Annotated in this window: 15 protein-coding genes; 12 read left to right on the forward strand and 3 right to left on the reverse strand. The window is 72.0% G+C overall.

The genetic code is table 11. The features are described from left to right. The first annotated feature begins 573 nt into the window (after positions 1–573). The 8 genes from POL25_RS32265 to POL25_RS32300 all read left to right on the forward strand — a co-directional run bounded on the left by POL25_RS32265 (position 574) and on the right by POL25_RS32300 (position 14,768). Positions 574–4,269: a tetratricopeptide repeat protein gene (locus POL25_RS32265; RefSeq protein ID WP_272090129.1), complete on the forward strand. Its 3,696-nt coding sequence runs from the start codon at positions 574–576 to the stop codon at positions 4,267–4,269. Between the two features lie 861 nt (positions 4,270–5,130). Beyond that, positions 5,131–5,760, forward strand: coding sequence for an RNA polymerase sigma factor (locus POL25_RS32270; RefSeq protein ID WP_272090130.1), 630 nt, complete (start codon positions 5,131–5,133; stop codon positions 5,758–5,760). A 58-nt stretch (positions 5,761–5,818) separates the two neighbouring features. After that, on the forward strand, positions 5,819–6,793 hold the full coding sequence (locus POL25_RS32275; RefSeq protein WP_272090131.1) for a serine/threonine-protein kinase: 975 nt from the start codon (positions 5,819–5,821) through the stop codon (positions 6,791–6,793). After that, a complete protein-coding gene (locus POL25_RS44640; protein ID WP_272090132.1) occupies positions 6,783–9,512 on the forward strand; it encodes a CHAT domain-containing protein in 2,730 nt (909 codons plus the stop codon). The genes POL25_RS32275 and POL25_RS44640 overlap by 11 nt, the downstream gene beginning before the upstream one ends. A gap of 173 nt (positions 9,513–9,685) precedes the next feature. Further along, on the forward strand, positions 9,686–10,324 hold the full coding sequence (locus tag POL25_RS32285; RefSeq protein WP_272090133.1) for a hypothetical protein: 639 nt from the start codon (positions 9,686–9,688) through the stop codon (positions 10,322–10,324). Between the two features lie 212 nt (positions 10,325–10,536). Next, positions 10,537–11,166: a hypothetical protein gene (locus POL25_RS32290; protein WP_272090134.1), complete on the forward strand. Its 630-nt coding sequence runs from the start codon at positions 10,537–10,539 to the stop codon at positions 11,164–11,166. Positions 11,167–11,297: 131 nt separating this feature from the next. Then, positions 11,298–13,382, forward strand: coding sequence for a S8 family serine peptidase (locus POL25_RS32295; protein WP_272090135.1), 2,085 nt, complete (start codon positions 11,298–11,300; stop codon positions 13,380–13,382). Positions 13,383–13,631: 249 nt separating this feature from the next. Then, a complete protein-coding gene (locus POL25_RS32300) occupies positions 13,632–14,768 on the forward strand; it encodes an SMI1/KNR4 family protein (protein ID WP_272090136.1) in 1,137 nt (378 codons plus the stop codon). Between the two features lie 154 nt (positions 14,769–14,922). Here the strand turns inward: POL25_RS32300 and POL25_RS32305 are convergent, their stop codons facing one another. The 3 genes from POL25_RS32305 to POL25_RS32315 all read right to left on the reverse strand — a co-directional run bounded on the left by POL25_RS32305 (position 14,923) and on the right by POL25_RS32315 (position 19,327). After that, entirely contained in the window at positions 14,923–16,413 is a 1,491-nt protein-coding gene (locus tag POL25_RS32305) for an ATP-binding protein (RefSeq protein WP_272090137.1), read from the reverse strand. A gap of 93 nt (positions 16,414–16,506) precedes the next feature. Beyond that, positions 16,507–17,247 (reverse strand): hypothetical protein, encoded by a 741-nt coding sequence (locus POL25_RS32310; protein WP_272090138.1) that lies wholly within the window; start codon positions 17,245–17,247, stop codon positions 16,507–16,509. A gap of 127 nt (positions 17,248–17,374) precedes the next feature. After that, complete coding sequence (locus tag POL25_RS32315) at positions 17,375–19,327, reverse strand: hypothetical protein (RefSeq protein ID WP_272090140.1); 1,953 nt, start codon at positions 19,325–19,327, stop codon at positions 17,375–17,377. Between the two features lie 291 nt (positions 19,328–19,618). On the opposite strand from POL25_RS32315, the gene POL25_RS32320 reads away from it, so the two are divergent. The 4 genes from POL25_RS32320 (at position 19,619) to POL25_RS32335 (ending at position 24,522) form a co-directional block, all read left to right on the forward strand. Next, positions 19,619–20,335 carry a hypothetical protein gene (locus POL25_RS32320; RefSeq protein ID WP_272090141.1) on the forward strand — a complete coding sequence of 239 codons (717 nt, stop codon included), beginning with the start codon at positions 19,619–19,621 and terminating at the stop codon, positions 20,333–20,335. Between the two features lie 1,270 nt (positions 20,336–21,605). Continuing rightward, positions 21,606–22,310 (forward strand): sigma-70 region 4 domain-containing protein, encoded by a 705-nt coding sequence (locus POL25_RS32325; protein WP_272090142.1) that lies wholly within the window; start codon positions 21,606–21,608, stop codon positions 22,308–22,310. Next, positions 22,307–23,692 carry a serine/threonine protein kinase gene (locus POL25_RS32330; protein WP_272090143.1) on the forward strand — a complete coding sequence of 462 codons (1,386 nt, stop codon included), beginning with the start codon at positions 22,307–22,309 and terminating at the stop codon, positions 23,690–23,692. Before POL25_RS32325 ends, POL25_RS32330 begins: the two co-directional genes overlap by 4 nt. Before the next feature lie 2 nt (positions 23,693–23,694). After that, positions 23,695–24,522, forward strand: coding sequence for a hypothetical protein (locus tag POL25_RS32335; protein WP_272090144.1), 828 nt, complete (start codon positions 23,695–23,697; stop codon positions 24,520–24,522). Positions 24,523–24,535 lie beyond the last annotated feature (13 nt).

The following is a 24,535-nucleotide window of genomic DNA, read 5'->3' on the forward strand; positions in this document are numbered from 1 at the left end:
GTGAAGCGCAGCCAACCTCCGGCGGCGCATATCGCGATTCACAATGTTCATAGGTCCGGCAGCACCGGTGTCAACATTCACAACGTCGCGGGATATCGGACTCTACACAATCGCCCGCCTCGCCGAGACGCATCACCAGCGATGAAGTCTCGCGCGATCCCGACGATCACGCGAGCCTGACTCCTCCCAGCGATGCATGGACCCCATCTCGCCGCTCCCTTCATTCTCGCGAACGTCAGCGCGCGGCCGAGCAGCCCGCATCGTCGATCCCCACGAGCCCGGGCGCCTCGAAGTCAGCCCTGACCCTCGCTCCGGGCCCGGCCCGGCAGATCGCCGAGCTTCGACGTCCTCGACTCCAGCGGCCACCGTGCATGACGCTCGCCCCTGTGAACATCGTACGGCGGCCCGTTCACAGCCTGCCGCGCCTGTATGTCCCTGTCCCCCCACCGGCTCCGCGGCGACCTACGCTGCAGGATTCACTGGTCGACTCGCAACCTCCCCTCCCTCGATCGTGCGACACTCCGCCGCTGGCGGACGCGGCTCGACCTCGCCGCGCTGCCCTGGAGACACGCCATGGATCCGCACGAAAGTTCCGACTCGATCGATCCGCGCCTTGAAGCATTCGTCGCCAGCGTCGGCGCCCTCGCCGACCTCCTCCGCGCCGACGACCTCGATCCCTCCCCGCTGCGCAACGACTGGGGCGCCCACGAAAGGCAGCTCGGCGAGGTCCGTCGCCTCGTCCAGACCGAGATCTTGCCTGCCGCCGAGGCTGCGCTCGCTGCCGCCGCCGAGGCTGACGGCCCGCGTATTCGTCAGTTCTGCGCCGACGTGCTGGGCGACGCCGCCGGTCTCCTCTACGCCGCCCGCGAGCAGGACGCCGCCCGCACCACCGTCGCCGCCGCTGCCCGGCTCGGCGCCGGCACCGAGGCTGGCACGCTCGCCGCCGAGGGCGTCCGCGACCTCGAGAACTTCGCCCAGCTCATTCGCGCCTGGTGGCTCTTGCGTCACAAGCGGCGCGACGAGGCCCGCCAGCTCGCGCGCAGGCTCATCGGCCTCGCCCTGCTGCCGACGCTCGTCGCCTCGGCCCGGCTCATCGCCGACGCCCCTGAGCCGCTCAAGAGCGCCCCCGTGCTCTTCTCGCTCAACGGCTGCGGCGTGCGGGTCCTCGGCGATCGCGACCATCGCAGCGACGGCACCTATGTGACCACCCGCTACGCCACCCTCATCTTTATCCCGCTGTGCCCAGTCGACGCCTATCGCGTCGCGGCCGCCGAAGACGGCCATTACTTCCTCCACCGCGAGCCGCTCTCGCGCACCACCAAGATCTGGCGCTGGGCCTTCCTCGCCGCGATCCTGGTCGGCGCGCTCTCGATCGCCGCCACCCAGTACTTCGGCTCCCCCGATTATCGCCTGGGCGCCGCGATCGGTGACATCCAGCGCGAAGAGCCGGGCGCCGACAGCGAGGCGCTGCTGGCCCGCTACGAGGCCGCGCTCGCCGAGCACCCCGAGGCCAGCGTCGACGCTGCATTGCCCGCGATCGAGGCGATCGTGCGCCTCGCCACCGCCGACCTCACCGAGCCGCTCACTGTCGACGAGGTCCCGCGGCTCAAGCGGGTCATCCGTCGCTTCGAGGCCCTGCCGCGGCCCTTCCGCGGCGACGGCGGCACCCGGCCGATGATCGCCCGCATCGAGGCGCTCGCCGCCGGGCTCGGCGAGGGCTCGGACGAGGCCGTCGACGCCCAGATCCGCCTCCTCACCGACGCCCGTCGCCTGGTCGACGGCGCCGAGAGCGAGCGGCTCGCCGAACGTCAGCAGGCCCTGCGGCTCGCGCTCGCCGGCCGGATCGCCGACGCCTGGCCGCTGCGGGCCGTCCGGATCTACGCCGCCAGCACCGACGACCCGCAGGCCGTCACCGCCGCCGCACCGCTGATCGTCGGCCTCGACGACGGGCCCGCGCAGTGGCTCGAGCTCGCCGACGCCATCGAGCGCTGGCTCGGCCCCGCGCGCAAGCAAGGCGGCCTCGGCGACGCGGTGGAGCGGGCCACCGAGCGCCTGCGAGCCGCTCGCGGCAGCACCACCGATTCGGCGCGCGTCGAGCTGCTCGGCGGCAACGACCTCGAGGCGCTGCGCACCGCCCTCGCCGCCGCGCCCGGCGATCAGGAGATCGCGATCGCCCTGGCCCAGGCCCAGCGCGGCGCCGGCGAGCTCGAGGCCGCGAACGCGACCCTGGGCGCGCTCGGCAAGCCCGGGCGCCTCGTGCTCGCCGGTCAGGTCGCGCTCGCCAGCGTGTGGTCCGATCTGGGCCGCGTCGACGAGGCCGAGTCCTTGCTGCGCCAGGTCTTGATCGATCGCCTCCCGGCCTTCGAGGACGCGCGCGTGGTCTACCTCGAGGCCCGCGCCGAGGAGGCCCAGCGCTTCGTCGACCGCGCCCGCGCCGGCGACCTCCCGTCCGACCTCGAGCGCAGCCTCGAACGCGCCTCCGAGCAGGAGCAGGGCGCCATCTTCAGCGAGTGGCTCGAGCAGCAGCTCGGCGACAGCCCCAAGCTCACCCCGCTGCTCGCCAGTTACACCGCCGCGGCCGACGTCGTGCCGGTCGCGCTGCTGCTCGGCACCATCCAGCTGCAGCGCGCGAGCGGGCTCGAGGGTGACGCTCGCGCCGCCGCCCTCAACGCCGCCGAGGGCACCTTCCTGTCGATCCAGGCCGAGGCCGAGGGCGTGCCGAGCTATCACCTCGGGCTCGGCGAGATCTACCACCGCCTCGGCAAGCGCGACGAGGGCGACCGCGAGTTCGCGGCGCTGCTGGAGGCCAACGACCCGATGGTCGCCCTGAAGGTCGCCCATGCCTACCGCGGCCTCGGCATGAAGGAGCGCTCGCGCGAGCTCAGCGAGAAGCTCCACGCCGAGTCGCCGTCGCCGGTCAAGGAGCACGCGGCGATGCTGCGCTCGCTGCTCGCCCCCGGCCTCGAAGAGCAGCGCACGTGGGTCGAGCGCGCCGACCTCAAGGACCCGTCAGTGCGCCGCAAGCTGGCCTCGATCGAGGCCCAGGAGCTGATGGCCAAGGGCGCCTGGGAGCAGGCCGATCGCAAGCTCGCCGAGGTCCTCGCCGGCTACCTCGCCGAGGCCGAGACCGACAGCAGCTCGGCCAACAACGCCGCGGTGACCATGCTCGAGCGCTATCACTGCACCGGCGAGCGCCGCATGCTCGACGACGCCGTCGCCGTGCTCGAGAAGAGCCGCCGCCTCGACCCCGACGGCGCGGTCATCCTCCACAACCTCTCGAGCGCGGTCGAATCACTGGCGGCCGCGACGCTGGTGTCGAAGTGGGTCGACATCCACCGCCTGCCGCTCGACCTGGGCGACGCGACCGACGTGCTCGAAGCGCTGGGGCGCGGCCGGACCCGCGACGCCTTCCGCAAGCGCGTGCGCGAGGAGCCGCTGGTCCAGCGCGCGCTCGACCTCCACCGCCAGACGGCGACCCTCGCCCCGCGCAGCTCCGACCCCCACGAGGGCGACGCCAAATGGCTCGACCTCGCCGGGGACGTCGCGGGCCTGCGCGAGCTGCTCGCCCGCCTCGAGCGGCTCGAGAACCTCGACACCAGCGACGCCGACGTCCACCGCGAGCGTCACCTCCGCGGCGAGGACGACGAGCACGTCCAGACCACGCTTACCACGCTGCTCGGTCGCCTCGACCGGCGGATCGCCAAGCTCGACCGGCGCCGCCACGGGCCGACCCTCGCCGCGGCGACCCTGGTGCGCGGGACCTACCTCGAGTCGCAGAGCCGATTCGACGGCCCCGAGCGGGCCCTCGAGGCCGCCGCCGCCTACCACCTCGCCCACGAGATCTGGCCGGAGCTCGGCAGCCGCTCCGACGAGACCCGGGCCCTGATCCTCGCCGCCGCCCTCCGGGCCGCCAAGGACTCGCCGGAGTTCGGCACGATGTGGACCGCCGACTACCGCCGGACCGGCCTCACCAACATCGTCCTCACCCTGGTCCGCGCCCCCGACTCGGCCAACGCAGCCGCGCTGCGGGCCACGCCGGAATTCGCCCGCGCGCTCGCCAGCCTCGGCGAACGCGGCGAAGACGAGCTGGAGCTCCTCGACTGGGCCCTCGCCACCCTCGGCCGCGACAACGCCCAGATCGAGCGAGCCCGCGACGCGCTCACCCGCGAGGACCTGCAGCTCATGCGCAAGATCGAGACCCGCCTCGATCCGAACGACCCGAGCTCCAGCGAGCTCCTCACCCACCTCGCCGCAATCACCGGCGGCTGAGCATGCATTCGTGAGGCGAGCAGCGGTGCGCCCCCCACGAGGGCGGGGTCGCACCGCAATCGCCACGATACTACCGGCGATTCGTAATGTCCCCGCATGCCGATTCATGCCACCCTATCTCGCATCATGCTCGGCCCACGCCTGATAGTGCTCCTTTTCATGGCGTCCTGTACGCGGTCGCCCGACGGCTCCTCCGGCTCCGACGCGACCACCTCGTCGTCGGAGCTCCCCCCGGGGCGATGCGACTCGGAGTTTCACGGCGAATTTTGGTGTGAGTGTGAGAGCGGAGAGAAGACGGCGTGCGACGGCGACGGCGACGGCGTGAGCGTGTGCTTCGTATGGGACGACGAGGTCATCACCGAATATCGATGGGGCCCATGCGGCGAATGTGAGCCCGGCCTGTCGCGCCCGTGCGAAATCGACGGCGCTCCGGGTCATGAGTTCTGCGCCGTCGCCGGTACCATGGTCGACTCTCTCTCCGACCTGCCGACCCCGCGGTGGGGCATCTGCGCTGGAGGCGTCGATCGTCTGCCTGCCAGGACAATCGAAGATGTGCGACGACGGCGTGTCCTCCGTCCTCTGCGAGGTCGACGAGACGGGCGTCCCGTACTGGCTGCCGTGCTGACGCGTACTGTCTGACAGCCGGGTCGTCGAAGCGCTGGGCTGAGGCATGTTTCGCCGGGCTCATCGGCACACTGTCCCGGGCCCGGCCTTGTCGCTTCATGGCCTCGCGGTCGCTCACGAATCCGCGAGGCCTGAGCGCTCGCTCTCCCCTTGCAATGCTCAGAACCCCGCTGCCGCGCCGACGTGACCGCAGATCGTCATTCGATAGTGGCCCGCCTGTGATAGCCTCCGCGCGGCTTGTCCACGCGCGACCAGGAACTCGTGCGCAGGGTCGTCGCCGGTGATGGTGCGGCGACCCGCGAGCTGGTGACGCGCCTGCTCGAAGTCGTCGCGCGCGAGGTCGGCTTCGTGCTCCTGCGGCGGGCCGCGCCCTCGCGCCGCGACCCGCGACAGGAGCGCGACGACCTCGCCCAGGACGTCCTCGTCGGCTTGCTCTCCGACGGCGCCCAGGAGCTCGCGCGCTGGGATCCCGCACGCGGCCGCTCGCTCGACAGCTTCGTCCAGCTCATCGCCCGGCGCCGCGCGATCCGCCTGCTCAGCGGCGGCCGCGGCAACCCGTGGGGCCACGACCCGGTCGCGCCCGACGACCTCGAGGAGCTCCACGAAGGCGCCGCCCGCGACGTCGAGGAGCTCGAGGCGCGCAACGAGCTGGCCAGCGTCCTCGACGGCCTGCACGCGCACATGAGCGACCGCGACGCCGAGCTGTTCGAGCTGGTATTCGTCGAGGAGCGCGCGCCCGAGGAGGTCTGCGAGCAGATGAGCATGACCCGCGCGGCCCTCAACACCTGGCGACACCGCCTGCGCAAGCTCGCCAAGCAGCTCGCCGAGCAGGCCCTGCGGCCTGCGCGGCCCGGAGGCGGCCCGTGATCGGCGCCATGTCAGAGCGCGCGAGCCCGTCGCCAATGAGGAGAGGAGGCGAGTGGACATGGCCGACGAACTCCTGAACGCCCTCGGGCGGCTCGCGCGCGAGCAGAGGGCCGCCGCTGACGCCGACCCGCGGACCGGCCCGCTCACCGCCGACGAGCGCGACGACCTGCTGGCCGGCGTGCTCGCGCGGCTGCAAGCCTCCGGGCCTGCTGCGACCTCGCCGCAAGACCCAATCGCGCCGCCGAAGCTGCACAGCGAGACATCGCTGCAAGACCCCGTAATCGCGCCGCCGCACAGCGAGACCTCGCTGCGGGGCCCTGCAATCGCGCCCCTGCACTCCACCGCCACCTCGCTGCAAGACCCTGCAATCGGCCCGGCGCCGCCGCCCAGCGAGACATCGCTGCAAGACCCCGCAATCGCGCTGCACGCCACCGCCACATCGCTGCGAGACCCCGCAATCGCGCCCCTCTCCGCCGACGCGCCCGCTCCGCTCGCCAGCGAGCCCTCGCCTCCCGCCCCGACCAACCTCGTCGAGCTCGCCCCTCGCCGCCGCGCCCGCTGGTTCGCCGGCCTCGGCTCCCTCGCGGCGGCCGCCGCCCTCGCCCTCGTCCTCCTCCGCGGCGGCGGCGAGCCCTCGCTCGACCTCCCGGCCTACGCCCTCGTCCGCGGCGGCGACGCCACTTCTCGCGCGCACGACGCTCCCCCGAGCGCCTCGCTGCGCCTGCGCGTCGACAGCCCGGTCGACCTCGTGCTCGCCCCCGCCACCCCCGTCGCCGGCCCCGTCGAAGTGCGCCTCGTCGCCAGCCAGGCCGGCGCCGCGCGCTGGCTCGTGCCCGACGCCACCGTCTCCGCCGACGGCGCCATCCGCCTGCGCGGCGCCGCGGCCTGGGGCCTCCCGGCCGGCCGCTGGCAGCTCGCCGTCCTCGTCGGCCGCCCGGACCGCCTGCCCGCCGACCTCGCCGCCTGGCAGGCCGCCACGACGCCCGAGTGGCAGGTCCTCGCGCTCGAGCTCGAGGTCGTGGGTGCCGACTGACCCGCTCCGCCGCGCCTGCCTTTTTGCGCCCACGCTCGCCGCGGCCCTCGCCTGCGAACCGCCGGCGCCCCCGCAGCCCGCCGCCCCCCTCGACGTCGAATTCGTCGGCTGCGAGGCCGTCCTGCGCGGCCCGATCTGCACCGTCGCCGCCGAGCCCGCGCCGCTGGTCCTGTGGATCGACGCCGCCCCCGGCCGCAGCTTCGCCGCCAGCATCGACGGCGCCGACCTGCCCACCACCGCCCGTACCGTCGCCGGTGGCCTGCAGCTCCGCCTCACCCCGCCGGCGCGCGGCGGCACCCTCGAGCTCCGCGAGCCCGGGCACGACGCTCGCTGGTCGCTGCCGCTGCGCCCCTCGTTGCGCGCCCCGGCCCTCGCGCCTGCCTGGGCCTCGCTGCGCGCCGGTGACCTCGACGCCGCCGAGGCCGCGCTGGTCCCCGGCGACGATCCTCGGACCCGCGCCGAGGCGCTGACCCTGCGGCGCAAGCTCGCGTTTCGCCGCGCCCAGGCGGCCCGCGGCGAGGCCCGCGAGGCCGCGATCGCCGGGGCGCTGCAGCTCGCCGAAGCCGCCGTGCGGGCCGCCGACGCCGCCGATCTCGCCAGCGAGATCGGCGAGACCGCGCTGGCTGCCGCCTGGCTGGCGATCCACGGCCAGCGCGACATCCTGTCCGCAAAGACATGGCTCAGGCGCCAGCAGGCGGCCCACGCCCACGACCCCCGGGCCCGGGCCACCGCTCCTTATTACGCCGGCCTGGCCGCCTACGCCGCCGGCGATCTGCGCGGCGCCCTGCGCTCGTTCGCCGCTGGCGCGGCGCGGAGCCGCCGGCTCGACCTCGTGGCCGACGAGCAGGCGGCCGCGGCGATGCACGCCGTGGTCCTGGCGGAGCTCGGCCGCGGCGACGAGGTCCTGGCCCAGGCGCGCCGCGCCGGCCTCACCGCCGCCGCCCTGCAGCCGTGCGACCGCGCCGCCCTGCTCACCAACATCGGCTGGTCGCTGCTGCTGCTCGCCGAGGCCGGCCAGCCCGCCGACGACCCGACCGCCGCGCTCGAGCAGGCGCTGGCGCTCAGCGAGCCCGGCGGCGCCTGCCCGGACCCGGCCAAGGCCGACAACCTGCGCATCAACCTCGCCCTGGCCGCGCTCGGGCGGGGCGAGCCCGATGAGGCCCGGCCGCTGCTGGGCCTCGTCCGCGAGCACGCGCCGACCGGCCGCGCCGCTCTGTGGCTGCGCGAGCTCGAGGGCCGCGCCGACCAACTCGAGGGCCGACCGCTCGCCGACGCCGAGCTGCTCGCGCGCGACCCTACCGAGCTCGAGCCCGGCCTGCGGTGGAGCGCCGCCGTGCGCCGCGGCCAGGCCCTCGCCCGCGCCGGCCTGCCCACCGCCGCCCTGGCCGTCTACGCCGGGGCCGAGGCGCTGCTCGACGACATGCTGCGCGCCATCGACCTCGACGAGGGCCGCGAGCTGTTCCTCGCCGGCAAGCTCCGCAGCTCGCGGCTGCTCGTCGACCTGCTCGTCGACCTCGGCCGCCCCGACGAGGCCCTGTGCGCCGCCCGCCTGGCCCGCCTCCGCTCCCTCCGCGCGCTCGACCGCGCCGCCCGGCTCGAGTCTCTCGGCCTCGCCGCCCGCGAGCGCTGGGACGCGGCGATCGCCGAGCACCAGCGCCGCCGCGAGCGTCACGGCCAGCTCGAGCGCGACGCCTGGCGCTTCGTCGGCCCCGCCGGCGAGCGTCACGACCAGCGCCGCGAGCTCGAGCGCGACGCCGCGGCCCGGGCCCTCGACGCCGCCTACGCCGCCCTCGGCGACACCGCCCCACCCCCGCGCTGCGCCGACCTGCGGCCGCCCGGGCCCGACGAGCTGCTGCTGCTCGTCGTGCCCGGCGACGACGGCTGGCTCGCCTTCGCCAGCGATCGCGACGGCGTCGCCGTGGTCCGCCTGCCCGAATTCGACCCCCGCCACCCCGCCGCCGGCGACCTCCTCCTGCGACCGTTCGCCGACCGCCTGGCCCGCGCCGCCCGGCTCCGCGTCATACCTGTCTCTTCGGACATCCAGCTGCACGCCCTGACCGTCGCCGGCGAGGTCGTCGCGGCCCGCTGGCCCGTCGCCTACTCGCTCGACCTCCCCCCGCGCCCGCCCCCCGCCGCCGGCAGCCGCGAGGCCCTCGTCGTCGCCGACGCCACCGGCAACCTCGCCCACGCCCGCGACGAGGCCCGCGCCGTCGCGGCAGCGCTCGCGCGCGGCGGCTTCCACGTCACCCACCTCGAGCACGGCCAGGCCACCACCGCCGCCGTCACCCGCGGCCTCGGCACCGCCGCCCTGCTCCACTACGCCGGCCACGGCAAGCGCGAGGGCGTGAGCGGCTGGGACAGCGCCCTCGCCCTCGCCGAGGACGCCAGCTTCGGCGTCGGCGACGTCCTCGCCCTCCCGCGCGTGCCCGCGACCGTCGTCCTGTCCGGCTGTGAGACCGGCGCCAGCGACCCGTTCGCCCTCGCCGGCGGCATGAACCTCGCGCGCGCCTTTTTGCTGGTCGGCGCCGACGCGGTGATCGCCGCCAGCGACGTCATCGACGACGCGCTCGCGGCCGAGGTCAGCGCCGACCTCTATCGCAGCCTCGACCCCGACGCCCCGTTCGACGCCCCCGCCCGCCTGCGCGAAGTCCTGCTCGAGCTGCGCCGCGCCCACCCGGCCACCGACGAGTGGAAGAAATTCCGCGCCTTCGTCCCCTGACGAAAAAAGTTTGTAAGCGCCGGCCGCCTCGTCGCCAACGAGTCGATGTCAGCCGTCGACGGCCACCGCCCCGCGAGCCGCCGACCACCCTCCGCCCTTCGCACCTGCGCGCGACGATCCGTCGCCGGTGCAATCGCGGCGACGCCTCCCGCTCGCCGAGAAAGCCACCCATCATGCCCCTGCGCTCGCTCTCCTTCCTGATCTTCACCACGAGCCTCGTCGCCGGCCTCGTCGCCCCCGAAGCCGCCGCCACCGAGGTCGCCAGCAACGTCCCGTTCGCCGCCATCGAGCCGGTCATGCTGCGCTACCCGGTCGGCAGCCTCGGCGCCGACCTCCCGATCGAGCTCCGCGTGCGCCACCAGAACCTCACCCACCGGCTCGAGGGCGCGTGCAAGCTCAAGCTCGTCTCACAGAGCCCGCCGAAGCGCCGGCTCGTGTGCCCCGGCGTCGGCTCGGTCGACGTCGAGCTCGTCGAGCAGCTCCCGGCCCAGCTGTCCTTCCTCGCCGACCTGCGCGACTTCCAGCTCGCGCCCGGCATCCCGGGCGAGCTCCGCGGCGTGGTCCTCGGCGACGACGAGCCCCTGATCTCCTCCATCCGCGTCGAGCGCCACTGGTTCTGGGGCGTCAGCTGCATCCTCGAGCCGACCGACGCCAACAAATGCGACCTGGCCTGCGGCCTCGTCGGCGCCGCCGACAGCGAGGTCCGCGGCTACGCCGACCACGTCAACGACCAGTGCATCGCCATCTGCAGCTGCCTCGACGCCGCCGGCCACATCCTGACCAACACCGTCGTCGCCACCGCCCCCTTCTAAAAGACAATCAATCTGTCCCTCGAGACAGCTCGCTGTGCTCCGCGAAGACCTGTCCCTTCGCACGCCCCACCGAGGCCCTCGCCGACCTGTCCGTTCGGACACCTCCCCGCGTCCTCTCCGACCTGTCCCTTCGGACATCATCGGTCTCTGGCCGCTCCAGACGAATACCCGATCACCGCGGTGTTTCACCGCCCACCACGAAAGCTTCAGCCATGACCACCATCTTCCGCACCCTCCTCGTCGCCTCCACCCTCTCTGCCGTCGCCCTCGCCGTCCCCGCGCGCGCCGAGGCTGCTTGCGGCAGCTCCGCCGCCACCGTCGCCGGCGACGTGTGGGAGCAGTTTCACGACGAGGCCCTCATGCTCGGCTGCGCCGCCGGCTCGGTCCTCGCCAGCGTCGACTTCGACGACTGCTACGGCACCCTCTCCTTCTACAACGACATCTTCGACGCCATGGTCGGCTGGTGGAACGACATGGCCAACAACAGCTGGGCCACGATCGGCCCGCGCCAGCTCCAGTGGAGCGGCATCATGAACGGCACCCTGCAGCTCGGCGGCGGCCGGGTGTTCTGCAGCGCCGCGCCCTCGAACAAGGACACCGTCGAGATCTCCATCGAAAAGCTCGACGGCCGCGCCGAGACCGAGGTCGAGATCTGCAAGATGCGCAAGGACGGCTCGTCGCTCACCACCCACACCTTCACCTTCGCCAACGGCCTCGACAACGTCGGCACCGTCAAGACCCGCACCGTCACCGGCGCCAAGGACGACGTCATCTGCGTCCACCTCAACAACAAGTCGGTGACCAACTCCTTCCAGTACTCGATCGACGCCGACAAGTTCTGAGCGGCCCCGCCCGACCGACCGCAGCCCGGCGAGCGCCTTCGCGCCGCCGCGGCGCTTCGCCGTCGCAAAAACTTTGGTCTGTAAGAGTCCGCCGCCTCGCCGCCAATGAGGCCGGCGAGGTGATGATCGACATGCGCAAAAGCCCCAAGAACTCGGACCCTGGACACTCGACGCGCGGCTGCAGGGTCGCGGGTGCCACGGCCTTCGCCTGCGCCCTGCTCGGCGCGTGCGACAGCGACCTCCCGCCGGACCTCGAAGCGACCGCCGAAGTCGCCGATGACCTCGAGGTCCCCGCTGCCGTCGCAACAGAACACGACCCCGCGCTCCACCCCGACCTCACCCCCGAGTCCGACCCCGCCCCCGCCGACCTGTCCCTCGCGGACGACTCCTCCGACATGTCCCCGAGGACAGGCTTCGATCCCTGCCCTGAAGGGCGCCAGATCGCCCTCGACCCGCCCGGCGGCTGCACCCACCGCAGCGGTCCCCTGGGCTACTGGAAGGCCACCTCGCTGTTCGCCGAGGTGACCCCGCCCCTCACCGACGCCGGCGCTCCCCCGCCCGCGCTCGCCGGCTACTGCCAGTTCACCTGGACCCCCAATTCGCCCGCCATCCCCCCGCAGCTCACCTACCTCCCCGCCTCCGCCGAGAGCGGCCTCGCCCCCGATTGCGAGGTCGTGTGGGGTCAGGGCGACGTGCTCACCGACGCGCTCGCCGACGACCTGCGCGACGCTCACCAGCGTCACCTCGGCGCCGCCCCGCAGTTCGTCAACCCGGGCGCGCCCGTCCCCGTCACCATCGCCGTGCTCGACTCGGCCCCCAACGCCTTTGTCGACGCCCGCTCCGACCACGGCGAGAGCGTCGGCGAGACCATCCGCCGCGTCGCCTGCGCTGGCCCGGGCCAGTGCACGAACCTGGTCCGCTACGAGCTCGCCCTGCCGCGCTTCGGCGAGCACAACGTCGACTGGACCCTTGGCGGCCACTACGGCAGCCAGCGCGAGCTGGCCCAGGCGATCTTCGGCAGCGTGCGGCGGTGGAAGAGCGCCGGCGCCTCGCAGCGGCTCGTCCTCAACGTCAGCCTCGCCTGGGAGCCCAACCTGTTCGGCGGCACCGGCTCGCCCGCGACCATGCCCGCGCCCGCGCGCGCCGTGTTCCACGCCCTGCAGTACGCCGCCTGCGAGGGCGCCCTGATCGTCACCGCCGCCGGCAACGCCACCGGCGACACCTGCCAGACCGGTCCGATGGCCCCGGCGATCTGGGAGAGCCGCGCCGCCCCGACCCCCGCGCTGTGCCAGGCGTTCGGCGTCGCCAACTCGACCTCCTCGGCCGCGTTCCCGCTGGTCCGCGCCGTCTCGGGGATCGGTCACGACAATCGCCCGCTGCAGGCGACGCGCCCCGGCGGCCGCCCGCGCCTCGCCGCGCCCGCATTCATGGCAGTCGGTGGCCCCAACGCCCAGCCGACCACGCCCCTGACCGGCACCTCGCTCGCCGCCGCCAGCGTCAGCGGCGTCGCGGCGCTCGCCTGGTCGTACGAGCCCGGCCTCACCGCCGGCCAGCTCGGCCAGCGCCTCTACGCCGCCGCCGCCCCGATCCTCCCGCACGTCCCCGCCCAGTTCGGCACCACCGACCCGATCCGCCGGATCACCGCCTGCTCGACCCTCGCCGCCTGCACCGGCGCCCGCTGCCCCACCGTCGTCTGCAGCGCCCCGCTCCCCGACCTCGCGGCGCTCGCCGACGCCTCGTACCTCGCGGTCGACGCCCTGCGCGACGCCGACAGCCTCGACATGGTCGACGCCCTGGCCGTGACCACCGCCAGCGCCTGCACCGACGTCTGCGGCGATTCGCTCCACACCTTCACCCCTGCAAGCGGCGCCCAGACCGCCTGCGATCACGACGAGGTCGCCGGCCGCCAGCGCTACACCAGCCCCCAGCCCGAGTGGCCGGCCTGCCCCGCCTGCTTCCTCAGCAACAGCAACGCGACCGCCTACCTCGCCCTCGGCGAGCGCTTCGCCGATCGCACCGTCAGCGACGTCGAGCTCGAGCTCGAGGACGCCAACGCGACCCAGCGCTTCGTCCTCGGCGCGCTGCCCCTCACCGTCGACCGCGTCACCGAGGTCACCCTCCCACCCGACGAGCTGTTGGCGACCCCCCGCCGCGCGACCCTCCACATCACCTTCGCCTCCGGCGCGACCCAGAGCAACGAGATCCCGATCCACTGAGCCTGGAGCGAGCCGGCGCGACGGAGTCGCCGCACGGCCGAGCCCCGCGCTCGGCCATCGTCTCGGCATCGAATCGAGCGAGCGTCCCCAACGCCCGCCCGACTCTCATCATTCTCTGCCCCGAACTGCCCCACGATTCGAACTCTTATCATTCCCCTCCGCAGCTGGGCTCGCCGGCTCGCTCCTCTCCCGCACTCCCGGGGGTCTCTCGCCTCGCCCCGCGATTTCGTGATAGATGCGATCACCCCCATGTCTGCCGACCCCGCCGAGTTCACGCAGTTCTTCCTCGACCTGCTCGACCTGTGCGCCGTCATCCCTGGCGCGCGCGTCCCTCCCGGCGCCAGCGACCCCGAGCTCGCCGCTCTCGAGGCCGAGCTCGAATACCCCCTGCCTGCCGATTTACGGACCGCCCTGAGCCTCTGTGACGGCCTCGAGGCCCCCGAGCTCGCCGGCCCTGGCAGCGACGCCGGCCTCCTCTCCGTCGCCGGCATCCGCGAGCGCTGGCGGTCCCTGCGTGAGCTCGACGGCGCCGCCGATCGCCGGCTCTTGCCGATCGCCGACGACAACGGCGTCCTCCGCTACCTCGTCCTGATCCCCGGCTCCAAGCATTTCGGCGCCGTCGCCACCTGGGACAGCGACGGTGACGCCTGGGGCGTCGTGCGCGGCAAGCCCGTCGCCAGCCTGCGGGCCCTGCTCGAGAAGGCCCTGCCCAAGCTGCAGAAGAAGCTGCCCAAGGGCCTGCCGATCATCCCCGGATTCGCCCGCGGCGCCGCCCCCGACCCCGACACCCTCGCCGGCATCATCGCCGGCCTGCAGGCCAGCCTGAAGAGACACCAGCCGATCGACGACCGCCTGCAGTTGTTCGCCCGCGACCCTGCCCTGCTGACCGCCATCCTCGACGCCCTCCTGCGCGCCGGGGCCCCGCTGCTGGCCCTCGCCGAGCATCACCCCCACGTCGCCCAGGTCGCAGCGCGGCTCGACGCCGGCCTCCTGCTGGCCGCGCTCACCCGCTACGAGCCGGTCGCCACCCCCCACGAGCCGCGGCTGCTGCTCGACTGGAGCGCCCACCTCGACGACATCACCGCCGCCCTCGTCGCCCGGTCGGCCCCGAGGTCGAGGAGAGCTGAGACTCCGCCCCGTCGCTCAGCCCCGAGCGCGTCGCCACGCGCCCGCCGTCACGCTTCGCCTGAGCCGGGTGAAGGTGGCAGATGCACCGGCAGACGTCGTCGCGCAGTTGCCGGCCACAAGCGGTTCAGATCCAACTCGCGCACCCAGCGCTTTCCACCGCTCGACGACATGGCGCCAGGCGCGCTCAAGTGGCCGTCAAGTTGCCCGAGGGGTCCCAAGGGCTGCTCTCCGGAAAGTTTGAGGAGCCGAATCAAGTAGCCGTCACGTACAACCCCGCCCGAGAATTAGATTTGGCAGGCTCAAATCTTCGCCGCAGAGCGCGCCAATCAAGTACCCGTCAAGTTCGCTTCTGCCCAAATACCCCGCCGCCCCGAAGTTTGAAGCCCAGCGAGGTCTGGGAAGCAAGTAGCCATCAAGTGGACCCCCTGGCCGACGAGGTCGCCCACCAGGGCAGGTACTGCATGAGCTTGGGAGCCGCGGCAGCGTCGCGGGGCACGATGACGCCCGCCTCGACCGCATCCCGCAACAACCGCGAGGCCATCGCTCGGTTCGGCTCCGAGATGCCGAAGCGCTCCCGTATCGTCGAGTTCGTCACCGGTTCACGCTGCACGTACTTGAGACAGGCATGCCAGTAGCAGGCCCGGACGCGCTCTTCTTTGTCCATCTGATTGAAGTCGCGGGGCGCGAACAGCACGACTCGCGTGAACCCGGGGGGCGTCTCGAACAGCGGCGGCGGGAGTTGATGCAGCTCGACCTGTGCGACGACCTTGTCGATGCCACTGCCACGCTCCTCACAGATACGAAATCTCCGCATGAGCGACGCCAGCGTCTCGTTGCGAGAAAAAGGCGGGCTGTCGAGTAACCTCTCGACGGCCACCAACGGCTCGCCCGGATCGGTGATTTCCACGCGGCCGTCGAAGACCTCGACCATCGGCCCCGCCCCGGTGACCGAAAAATCCTGGTGAATGAGCGCGTTGGCCACCAATTCCCGGACGGCCAGCTCCGGGAACCTCGGGACCTGGTGTCGCAGCGCCTGCCCCACGACCTCGGTCGTGGGCAGGATCCCGTTCAAGTAGACCAGCAACCCCTCGAAGCCACTCGCGTAGCCCCTGCCGTCGAGCTGCTCTCGAACTGTCTCGGTGCGATCGCGGCCGCGGTACTGGATCACTCGTACCGCCTTGCGGCTCAAGCTGGCGAAGTCCGAGATCCGCTTGGCGAACAGGATCGCTCCCAGATTGGTGATGTCCCAGGTCTCTGCGTTCGCTACGACGAGTTGGTCGCGCCTGAGCGCGTCGAGGATCGCGCTGCGCCCGTCCGGCAGCGGGAGCTCCAGAAGATCGAAGTAGGACGGATAGTCGAGCATCTGCAGGACTTCGTCCTCACTGAGGTGTGGGGCGGCGATGCCCTTTTCGAAAGGCACCCTGTCGAACAGGCGCCAGAGCTCCCGCTCCTTCTCGGGAAAGTCCCCGAGCGGCTTCTTGTAACTCCCGACGCGGATGTACTCCCGACCCGAGAAGCTCACAGGGCGACCCGAAGCGGCGACGATCTCCAGCAATACGACCCGTTTCCCGTCGAGCTCGACGGTCGAGAAACTGAATTCGATGCGAGGTTCGAGGAGGCGCAGCAGCCAGCTCTCCAGCGCTTCGTTGCCCTTACGGGCCTTGTTCGGGTCGAATTGGGTCCCGACGATCGCATGATCATCGTCCTTGATTCCCCATACCAGATACCCCCTGGTCTTGCTTGCAAGGGCAGCCCCGTTCGCGAGGGCCGAAATATACTCGCCGATCTCTTGCGGCTCGGCGTTGTCTACCTTGAACTCCACCCAAGGGGTCTCCCCCGGCAGCTTGCACAGTTCCCGCACGAGGCCTTGCAGATACGAGGAACTTCGGCCCGGCGTCGGCATTCCCCGCTATGATAGCAAAAATCACCGCGCGAGCAGCGGCTGAGCGTTCCTGGTACCAAGGGATTGGCCACGAGGTCGACAGGGCCTCTCGCGTCACTCCGCGTCGGCCGCGACCTCCGCGTCGAGCGCCTGGGCCCACCACGCCACGCGCTGCGCCACGTGCTCCTTCGCCACGTTGCCCGCGATCATCTCGAGCTCGAACGTATAGTTGTCGACCTTCCCGCGGATCATGTCACCGAGGCGATGCCGCGTATTCGTCACCCAGTAGCCCTCCGAGAAGATCCGCAGCTGCTTCGCCGAGAAGCTGCGCGCCCGCCCCAGCGCCCGGCCGAACGGATAACGGCGGATCGTCCGCGCCTCGAGGTCGACCACGAACATCGGCCGCCAGTACACCATGAAGAAGCCTGGCAGCCCGATCACCGTCACCGCCAATGCCACCTCCGCAGCGGAGATCCTCTGGGTGCTCGACTCCCCGCCCCAGACCTCGGTCGATCCGCTCAGGATCACCGCGAACAGCCCGAGCCACAGCAAGAACGCCCCGAAGCCGGCGATCATCAGCTCCGTCACCGCGCCGAGCTCTCGCGTCCGCGTGATCACGAGCCCCGGCGCGTCCGGCCGCAGCGCCTCGAGACGGAAGATCCGCACCGCGCTGACCATCAACACGGGCGTGATGATCGCGAACGCCAGCCACCCGGGCCCGTCCATGCGGTAAATTTCGCCGAACAGCAGGACCCTGACGAAGCCGGCGGCCATCAGCACCGGCATCGCCGCGCGCACCGCATCGCCAAAATGCAGCCCCTTTAAAAATCCACTCGCTCGCGGCACGTTCGGCATGGTCCCTCGCGCTCGCCGACAGCGACGAGCGCGACCAGGATACACCGCGCCGCGGCCCGAGGACCGCCCGTGCCGCGACCCCGAACGAGCGCAAATCAGCGCATGCCCCTCGACGCTGTGGCGCCACTCACTGCGGCACGACGCGCGTGACCAGGCACGATTGCCCGCTGCACTGCAGGACGGCCGCGCGACCGACAGCCGTCGAGAGGTACCGGAGCGGGCCCGCGACCGGCGATGCCGGCAGCGGCTGGTCGGTGGGCCAGGCGAAGACGCCGTCCTTCCAGGACCACAGCGCGGTGCCATGATCGCCGGAGCTGTCCACCAGCCCGGGCTCCACGCGGGGCAGCTCCTTGCCAGTCCCGCGCTCGTGGCGGGCGTCGTTGACGACGAGCACGCGGCCGTGCTCGAGCGCGGCACCCACGTATGTCTGATAGCGGCCGGGGCTCGTGAAGCGGCGGCCGAGGGCGCCCGTCGCCGCGTCGATCTCGACCACGCTGGTGGCCCCCGTGGGCGAATCACCGTGCTCGAGCCCGCCCGGGGCGACGGCGTACAGGGTCTTGCCGTCGGGCACGACGATCAGAGTACCGAGCGGGCCGAGCTTCGGGATCGACGCGCGCCAGTCCTCCTTCATGCTGGCCGCGTCGATCCTCACGACATGGGTCTGGCGGTCGTCGCCGAACGAGCCGGCGTAGACATGCCGGCCGTCGACCGAGAGGGTCCAAAAAGCCGCGATGCGGGTGTCGCTGCAGGCGCGCGCGCCGGTGCGGAGGTCGACGCGGCAGAGGCGGTGGTCCTCGATCCCCATGGCGTTCGCGGCGTCGGGCAGGACCGCGAGCTCGACGAGCGCGGGTCGGTTGGGGAGCGCGGCGACGCGGGTACAATCGCGGGTGTCCCAGATCGTCAAGTGGCCGGCCGAACTGACCACGGCGCGGTCTCCTCCCGGGGACAGCGCGCTGGCTTCGATCCGGTACAGCCGCCCGGGCGCGACGAGGTCCTCGCCGGTCGAGGCATCGATGACCCGCACGCCGCTGTCCGCGGAGTGGGCGACGCGCGCGCCGTCGGGCGAGAAGGCGAGCCGGCCGACATAGGGGAGACCCCATTGCGTGAACAACGGCCGCCCGCTGGCGACGTCGAGGATCGCTAGACCGTATTCCTGGGTCGGTTGCGATCGCTCGAGCACGAGGCCCAGCCGCTGCGCCGACGGCGAGAACACGAGGCTGCTGACTCTCGCGCCCGCGGGCGGCTTGAAGCTGGATACCGCTGCGCCGGACGGGGCGGCGACGAGGCGCGTCTGGTCGCCGTCGACGAATGCGACGAGTCCACCGTCGCGCGAGAGCGCGACCTCACCGAGGTATTCGCCGGTGCGCGCGACGAAGGCGACCTCCTGGCGCGACGCGACATCGAACACGTGGATCCCGTCGCCCCGGTATTCGCTGTCGCGCGTGCGGCTCGGCGCGAGCGCGGCCCGCCGACCGTCGCCGCTCACGGCCGCGGTCGCAAGCTCGGTGCCGGCGCACAGCTCACCCTCCGCGCGGAGGCCGTCGCCGAAGAGGCTCACGCAGGCGCTGCCGCTGCCCTGGAGCTGGATCGCGGAGTGACAGTCGTCGGCGGGAATGACCTCCCTCGTCGACGGGAGCGGACGCTTGCTCACGGGCTCGCGCCCCGGCATGCGCAGCAGCGCGACCTCGCCGCTGGCCTCGGTCGACATGCAGGTGCCCGACGGCGAGACGCCGGAGGTGAGCGCGAGCTCGAATTCCTCGAGCGTGGCGCCCGACAGGGCGTCGGCGACGCGCCAGCGGCCGAGGCCCTCGAGGTACAGGCGATCGGGCGCCGGAAACAGCACGAGGCCGTAGTTTCGCACCGTGGCGAGCCGGTCGGAGCCGATCCGGCAGGTGAAGCCGGGCGGCAGGTCCTCCGCGGCGGCGCGAGCGTCCGGAGCGGGCAAGGACTCGAGGACGCGCGACCTGGACTCCTGCGAGACGCCGGCCTCGCCGGCAGGGGCCTCGGGCGCGCGCTCGGCCGGGGCACAACCGGCCAGGAGGAGGAGGCTCAGGGCCGCAGCGAGACCGGCGTGGAGCATGCGCGCATCCAAGCGCACCGGCCGGCGAGAGGCAAGCGCCGGCGAGCGAACGCGCGGCGAAATCCGACGAGGAGGCCCCTCGATGCCTCGCACAGTTCCGGGACAGCTCGATGCCTGCATTCCAGGCAGTCATCGTCGCGGTCCCATCATAGCGCCTTCACTTGCGTGACGTGCAGGCCAGCCCGACACACCGTGGGGATCTCTCTGTCACAGCGAACCCCCACGACGCGGCGTCGATGTACGCCGCGGGTCCGCTGGTGAATCGCGGCAGTTCGGGTTATCACCACCCCGATGCAACGACTCTCTCGACTCGCCCTTTGTGCATTCGCGCTCGAGCTCGCCTGCGGCGAAACGACCGGCTCCACCAGCGGCTCCACCGGCGAATCGACCGACGGCGGCACCACCACCAGCACCGGCACCACCGACGACACACCGACCGGCACCAGCACCACGACGACGACCCCAGAGTCCTCGACCGGCACCAGCACCGGCGAGCCGCTCACCACCGGCGGCGAGCCGACCACCCTCGGCACGACCACCGAAGCGGCCACGACCTCGACCGAGACCACCGGCGACACCGACACCACCGGCCCCCCCGCCGAGCCCCTCACGCGCGCCTGGTGGGTCGACGGCAACACCCTGCAGCTGCGCATCCTGCAGCAGGACAATCGCGTCGGCCTGTGCCGCGGCCTCATCCTCGAGGCGCTCGCCAGCGGCGGCGTCGACACTCCCGCCTACGAGCCCATCGACCAGCCCGCGGAATGGGCCGTGCGCTACGTGTTCGTGCACGACGCCCCCGACGATTGCTTCGACCCCTACACCTGGTACGAGAACGAGCCCGCCTCGGCCGCCGCCGCCACCGGCACGATCACCCTTCATGACGCCGACGCCGACGGCCAGCCCGAGACCCTCGATCTCGAAGTCACCGGCACCTACGCGCCCTCGGCCCCGTGGACCCCCGCCGAGGACCTGCTCGCCGCCGCCGGCGTCGTCGTCGAGATCGGCTGACCTCGCGCCGCGCTCGCCGAACCTGCGCCCCCGGAGGCATCGACTCCATGCGACAGACCGCGCTCCGATCGCCGCTCAGGTGGCGTCCGGACCGGGCCACGGGTCGCCGTTTTCGGCCCGGCGACGACGAACGCGAGGAGTCGGCAGGTCTGCCTCGTCGATTCGCTCCGGGCCGCCATGGATGAATGGCGGTACCGCCTCCAGCTTGAGCGGACCTGCTGCCGGATCGCTCGAGGACGGTTCTACGCGCCCACCATGCCCCCGAGGATCGCTTGGTGCATTCATGCCCCGAAGATAGCATGCAGCTCGCCGACCGCACGACCCCGCGCGCACCGGTCGGCACGAATCCGTAGCGAGACCGGTCACCACGCGAACCCGCCACCGAGACCGCCGCACGACCCGCGCGCCGAGACCGCCTGCAGGCCACATTCGCTTCGCGCAAGCCTGTAAACCACTTTCGCCTCACGCAAGCCTGTAGGCCACTTTCGCCTCACGCAAGCTCATAGGCCACTTTCGCCTCACGCAAGCCTGTAAACCACTTTCGCCTCAAGCAAGCCTGTAGGCCACATTCGCTTCGCGCAAGCCTGTAAACCACTGCCGCCTCACGCAAGCTCATAGGCCACTTTCGCCTCACGCAAGCCTGTAGGCCACTTTCGCCTCGCGCAAGCATGTAGGCCATTTCCGCCAGCACGCAAGCCTGTAGCCGCTGCAGCCCCGAACCCGACCGCGTCGTTGCGCAAGCCAGTAGACCGATTCGTCACTGCGCAAACCCGTCGTCGACATCTCCACGAGCCGGCGCCCGCGTCGTGCAGCGATCGCTCGCACCGTCTGAGTGCGGGCAGAGCCGAACCATTCGGCCGCGACGCCCGCGACCGGCGCGAGAGCGGCCTGCGCCGGTCCAGGTCGAACCGGACTCCGGCACTCTCGTGGATCTCGCCGCGGCGCCGCATCCTCTGAAAAGTTGTTCCCGCGCGATCGGCCTCCTTTCATCGATCATCGCGCTGGTATGCCAGCATACAATCGCGACGCTCGCGCGGCGGAGAAGCCGAGAGACCGGAGGCCGCAGGAGCTCGCGCACGACGAGCCAGACGCCCACGCGCGGGTCACCGGGCGAAGCCGGCGCTCGCTTACGAAGCGGCGCTCGCCGGCTGCGATCGGCGGAGAGCGACGCGAGGCGCGATCGTTCCGCGGCGGCGACCCGCGCGCCGGCATCGACCGGTCCGCCTCGTACCCGTTCGCGTGCGCCGGAGCTTGTGGCAACTTCGACCCGATGACTCCCGACTCGACCGCGGATGGAGCTCGTACACCCGCCCATCCCTGCACCGCGACCTTTGCCGCCTGGATGGCGGGCACGGCCGATGGCGGCGCGATCGCGCTGCACGCCGCGAAGCTCTCGACCCCCGACCTTTCGCCGCAGCTCACGGCCGTCTATCAGGTCTTCCTTCACACCCAGCGCTTCACGGTCAAGAAGAACCTCGATTCGATGCTGCGCAGTGACCCGACCGGCGTCGACGTGGAAGATCACCCGTCGATCCGCCGCGACAAGCGGCGCCTGTACGTCCTCCAGCGCGAATTGCAGCGCGCCTGTCTCACAGCCACCCTGCTCAACCTGCCGGTCGCCCGGCGCGCCGGCTTCATCCTGATCGAGGTGCTCCGGTTCAGCGAGGACGAGGTCGCCCGGATCCTGGGCACCTCCTCCTCCGCCGTGCACACCGCGGTCGGGCGAGCTCGCCGAGATCTGACCACATACCTCGAATCGAGGTGCGAGCACATGGACCCACGAAACCCGTGCCATTGCGAGACCCGCCTGGGCATCGCCCTGGAGCGAGGGTTTATCCAATGGCCCGACCGCGACGACCTCCCCGGGGACGAGCCGCTCGTCAGCCGCGCCGTGTGCCTCGACGCCGAACGGCTGTATGCCAAACTGCCGTCCCCGCTGCCCGCGCCGCGCGGATCGGGGCCGGTATGTCGATGAAGCGCCCCCCGGCCGAGGATCTCGCGTTCGGCCGCTTCAAGCTGGTGCGCCAGCTCGGCATCGGGGCGATGGCGGTGGTCCACCTGGCGCACGACGTGCGCGGGCATCGCGACGTCGCGCTGAAGCGAATGCTCCGCGTCAATGCCGTCACGGTCGAGCGCTTCAAGCGAGAGTACCGCGCGCTGGCAGGCATCCGGCACCGCGGTGTGCCCGCCATCTTCGACATCGCCGAGTCGGCGCAAGGCGAGCCCTACTTCACGATGGAGGTCGTCGCGGGGGAGACGCTCGAGTACCACCTCCGCCGCGGACCTGTCGAGCCGGTCCGCGCGCTCACCCTGGCGATCGAGCTCGGCCGCGTCTTGATGGCGGTGCACGCCGCCGGCGTGGTCCACCGCGACGTGAAGCCCAGCAACGTGATCATCGAGCCGGGTGATCGCGTTCGCCTGCTCGACTTCGGGATCTGCTGCCTCACCGAGGACTACTATCGGCAGCCGCACCTGCGCGACGTCACGGCGGAGGTCGAGCGCTGGCAGACGCTGGACGTGCGCGGCCTCGGCAACGAGCAATACGTCGACCCGCAGCTCGCCACGGTCGGGACTTCGCCGCAAAACGACGTGTTCTCGGTCTGCGTCGTCCTCTACGAGCTCGTCACGGGGCGGCCTCTCTTCGACGCCGACGCCAGGCGCTTCGGCGAGATCGACGCGGCCGAATTTCTCCCCGGGCTGGCGCCGCTGGTCCACGAGCTGCAACGCGGTGTCTCCGAGCCGTTGTCTCGCCACCGGAGCATGGCGGAGCTGGTGAAGGCGCTCGAAGCGGTGCGCGGGCGGATCGCCGGCTGGCTCATTGAGCAGACGCGGCCCGCGCCTCCGACGCGCGCGCGCGCATGGCGAGCACCGGCGCTGTGCCTGGCGCTGGGGTGCCTGGTCGGCGTCACGCTCGAGCGTCTGGCGTCGCCGCCGCGGCGCGACGATCCTTCGCTCCCCACGGCGGTGCTTCCGCGGCCCGACTCGTCCGTCTTCGACCTCGCAGCACCGCCGGCGAATTCAGCGTCGTCACAGCCGACGTCTCCTGCGAAGAGCCCACCGAACCCCGGATCCACCACGCAGCGGACCGCGACAGTCGAACCGTCTGCGAAGCCGAAGCGCCCGGAGTCGTGGGAGGCTCGCATGCGACATGCCGAAGCGCGCGCGCGCCGGTGCCTGACGAAGGCGAACGCGAAGCCGCGACCCCTCGACGTGACCATCGCCGCCGACAAGCCGCCGAGCGTGTGGGGCGCGACGTCCGAATCACCCGAGGCGCAGTGCATCCGCGAGGCGCTCTCCCATTTCAAGCTGACGGTCGCCCAGGGTCAGCGACAGCACACCTTCTTCGAGGAAACGTGACCATGCTCGTTCATCTCGTCCTCGCCCTCGCCATGCTCGCGCCGCCACCGTCCAAGGCGGCTGCCCAAAAGGCCTTCAACGACGGCCAGTGGCAGACCGCGCTCGAGCTGTACCTCGAGATCGCCGAGACTCCCGGCGTGCACCCTCCGCACGCTCTGGTCGGCGCGCACGACAGCCTCCGCGCGCTCCACGACGCCGCGCCGACCGAGCCACATCTCTGCCGCGCGCTCGAGCTGGCGCGCGAGGTCCTCCGCCGCGACGACCTCAGCGACAGCGAACGGGCCTACTGGCGCGAGCTCGAGGCCGACGACGCGGCGCGGGCCGGTGCGACGTGCACTCCCGCCACAGCACCGAGCGAACCCGTCGAGACCGAGCCGCCGACGCCATCCTCGGACGATGCACCCGACGCTGCGACGCCACCGCCCGCACCGATCCCGGAGGGACCGATCGCAGCGCCGGCCGTGCAGGGCAGCGAGCCGCGTCGCCCCGCCACGGCGAGGATCGTCACGGGCTCGCTCCTCTCGATCGCCGGCGCGGGCCTCGTCGGCGGCATGCTCGGCGTCCTCGTCCGGCGAGAGCACGCGGACGAGAAGATCGCCGGGCTCACCACAATCTTGCTCGCCGAGGATCGCCGACCGACCCCGGCCGAGTCCGACGCGATCGCAGCTGCGCGTGCATCTTATAAGGAGGATCGGACCACCGCCTGCGTGCTCGGGATCCTCGGCGGTGTAAGCCTGCTTACAGGTCTGGCGCTCGCGCTGGCGCCGGCGCGTCCATCGCCACTCGCGCGACTCCGCGCCGACGCGGCCGGAATCGTGTACTCCTTCTAAAAGAAGAGGTTGC

This window comes from Nannocystis bainbridge (assembly GCF_028368995.1).
Classification (GTDB): domain Bacteria; phylum Myxococcota_A; class Polyangia; order Nannocystales; family Nannocystaceae; genus Nannocystis; species Nannocystis bainbridge.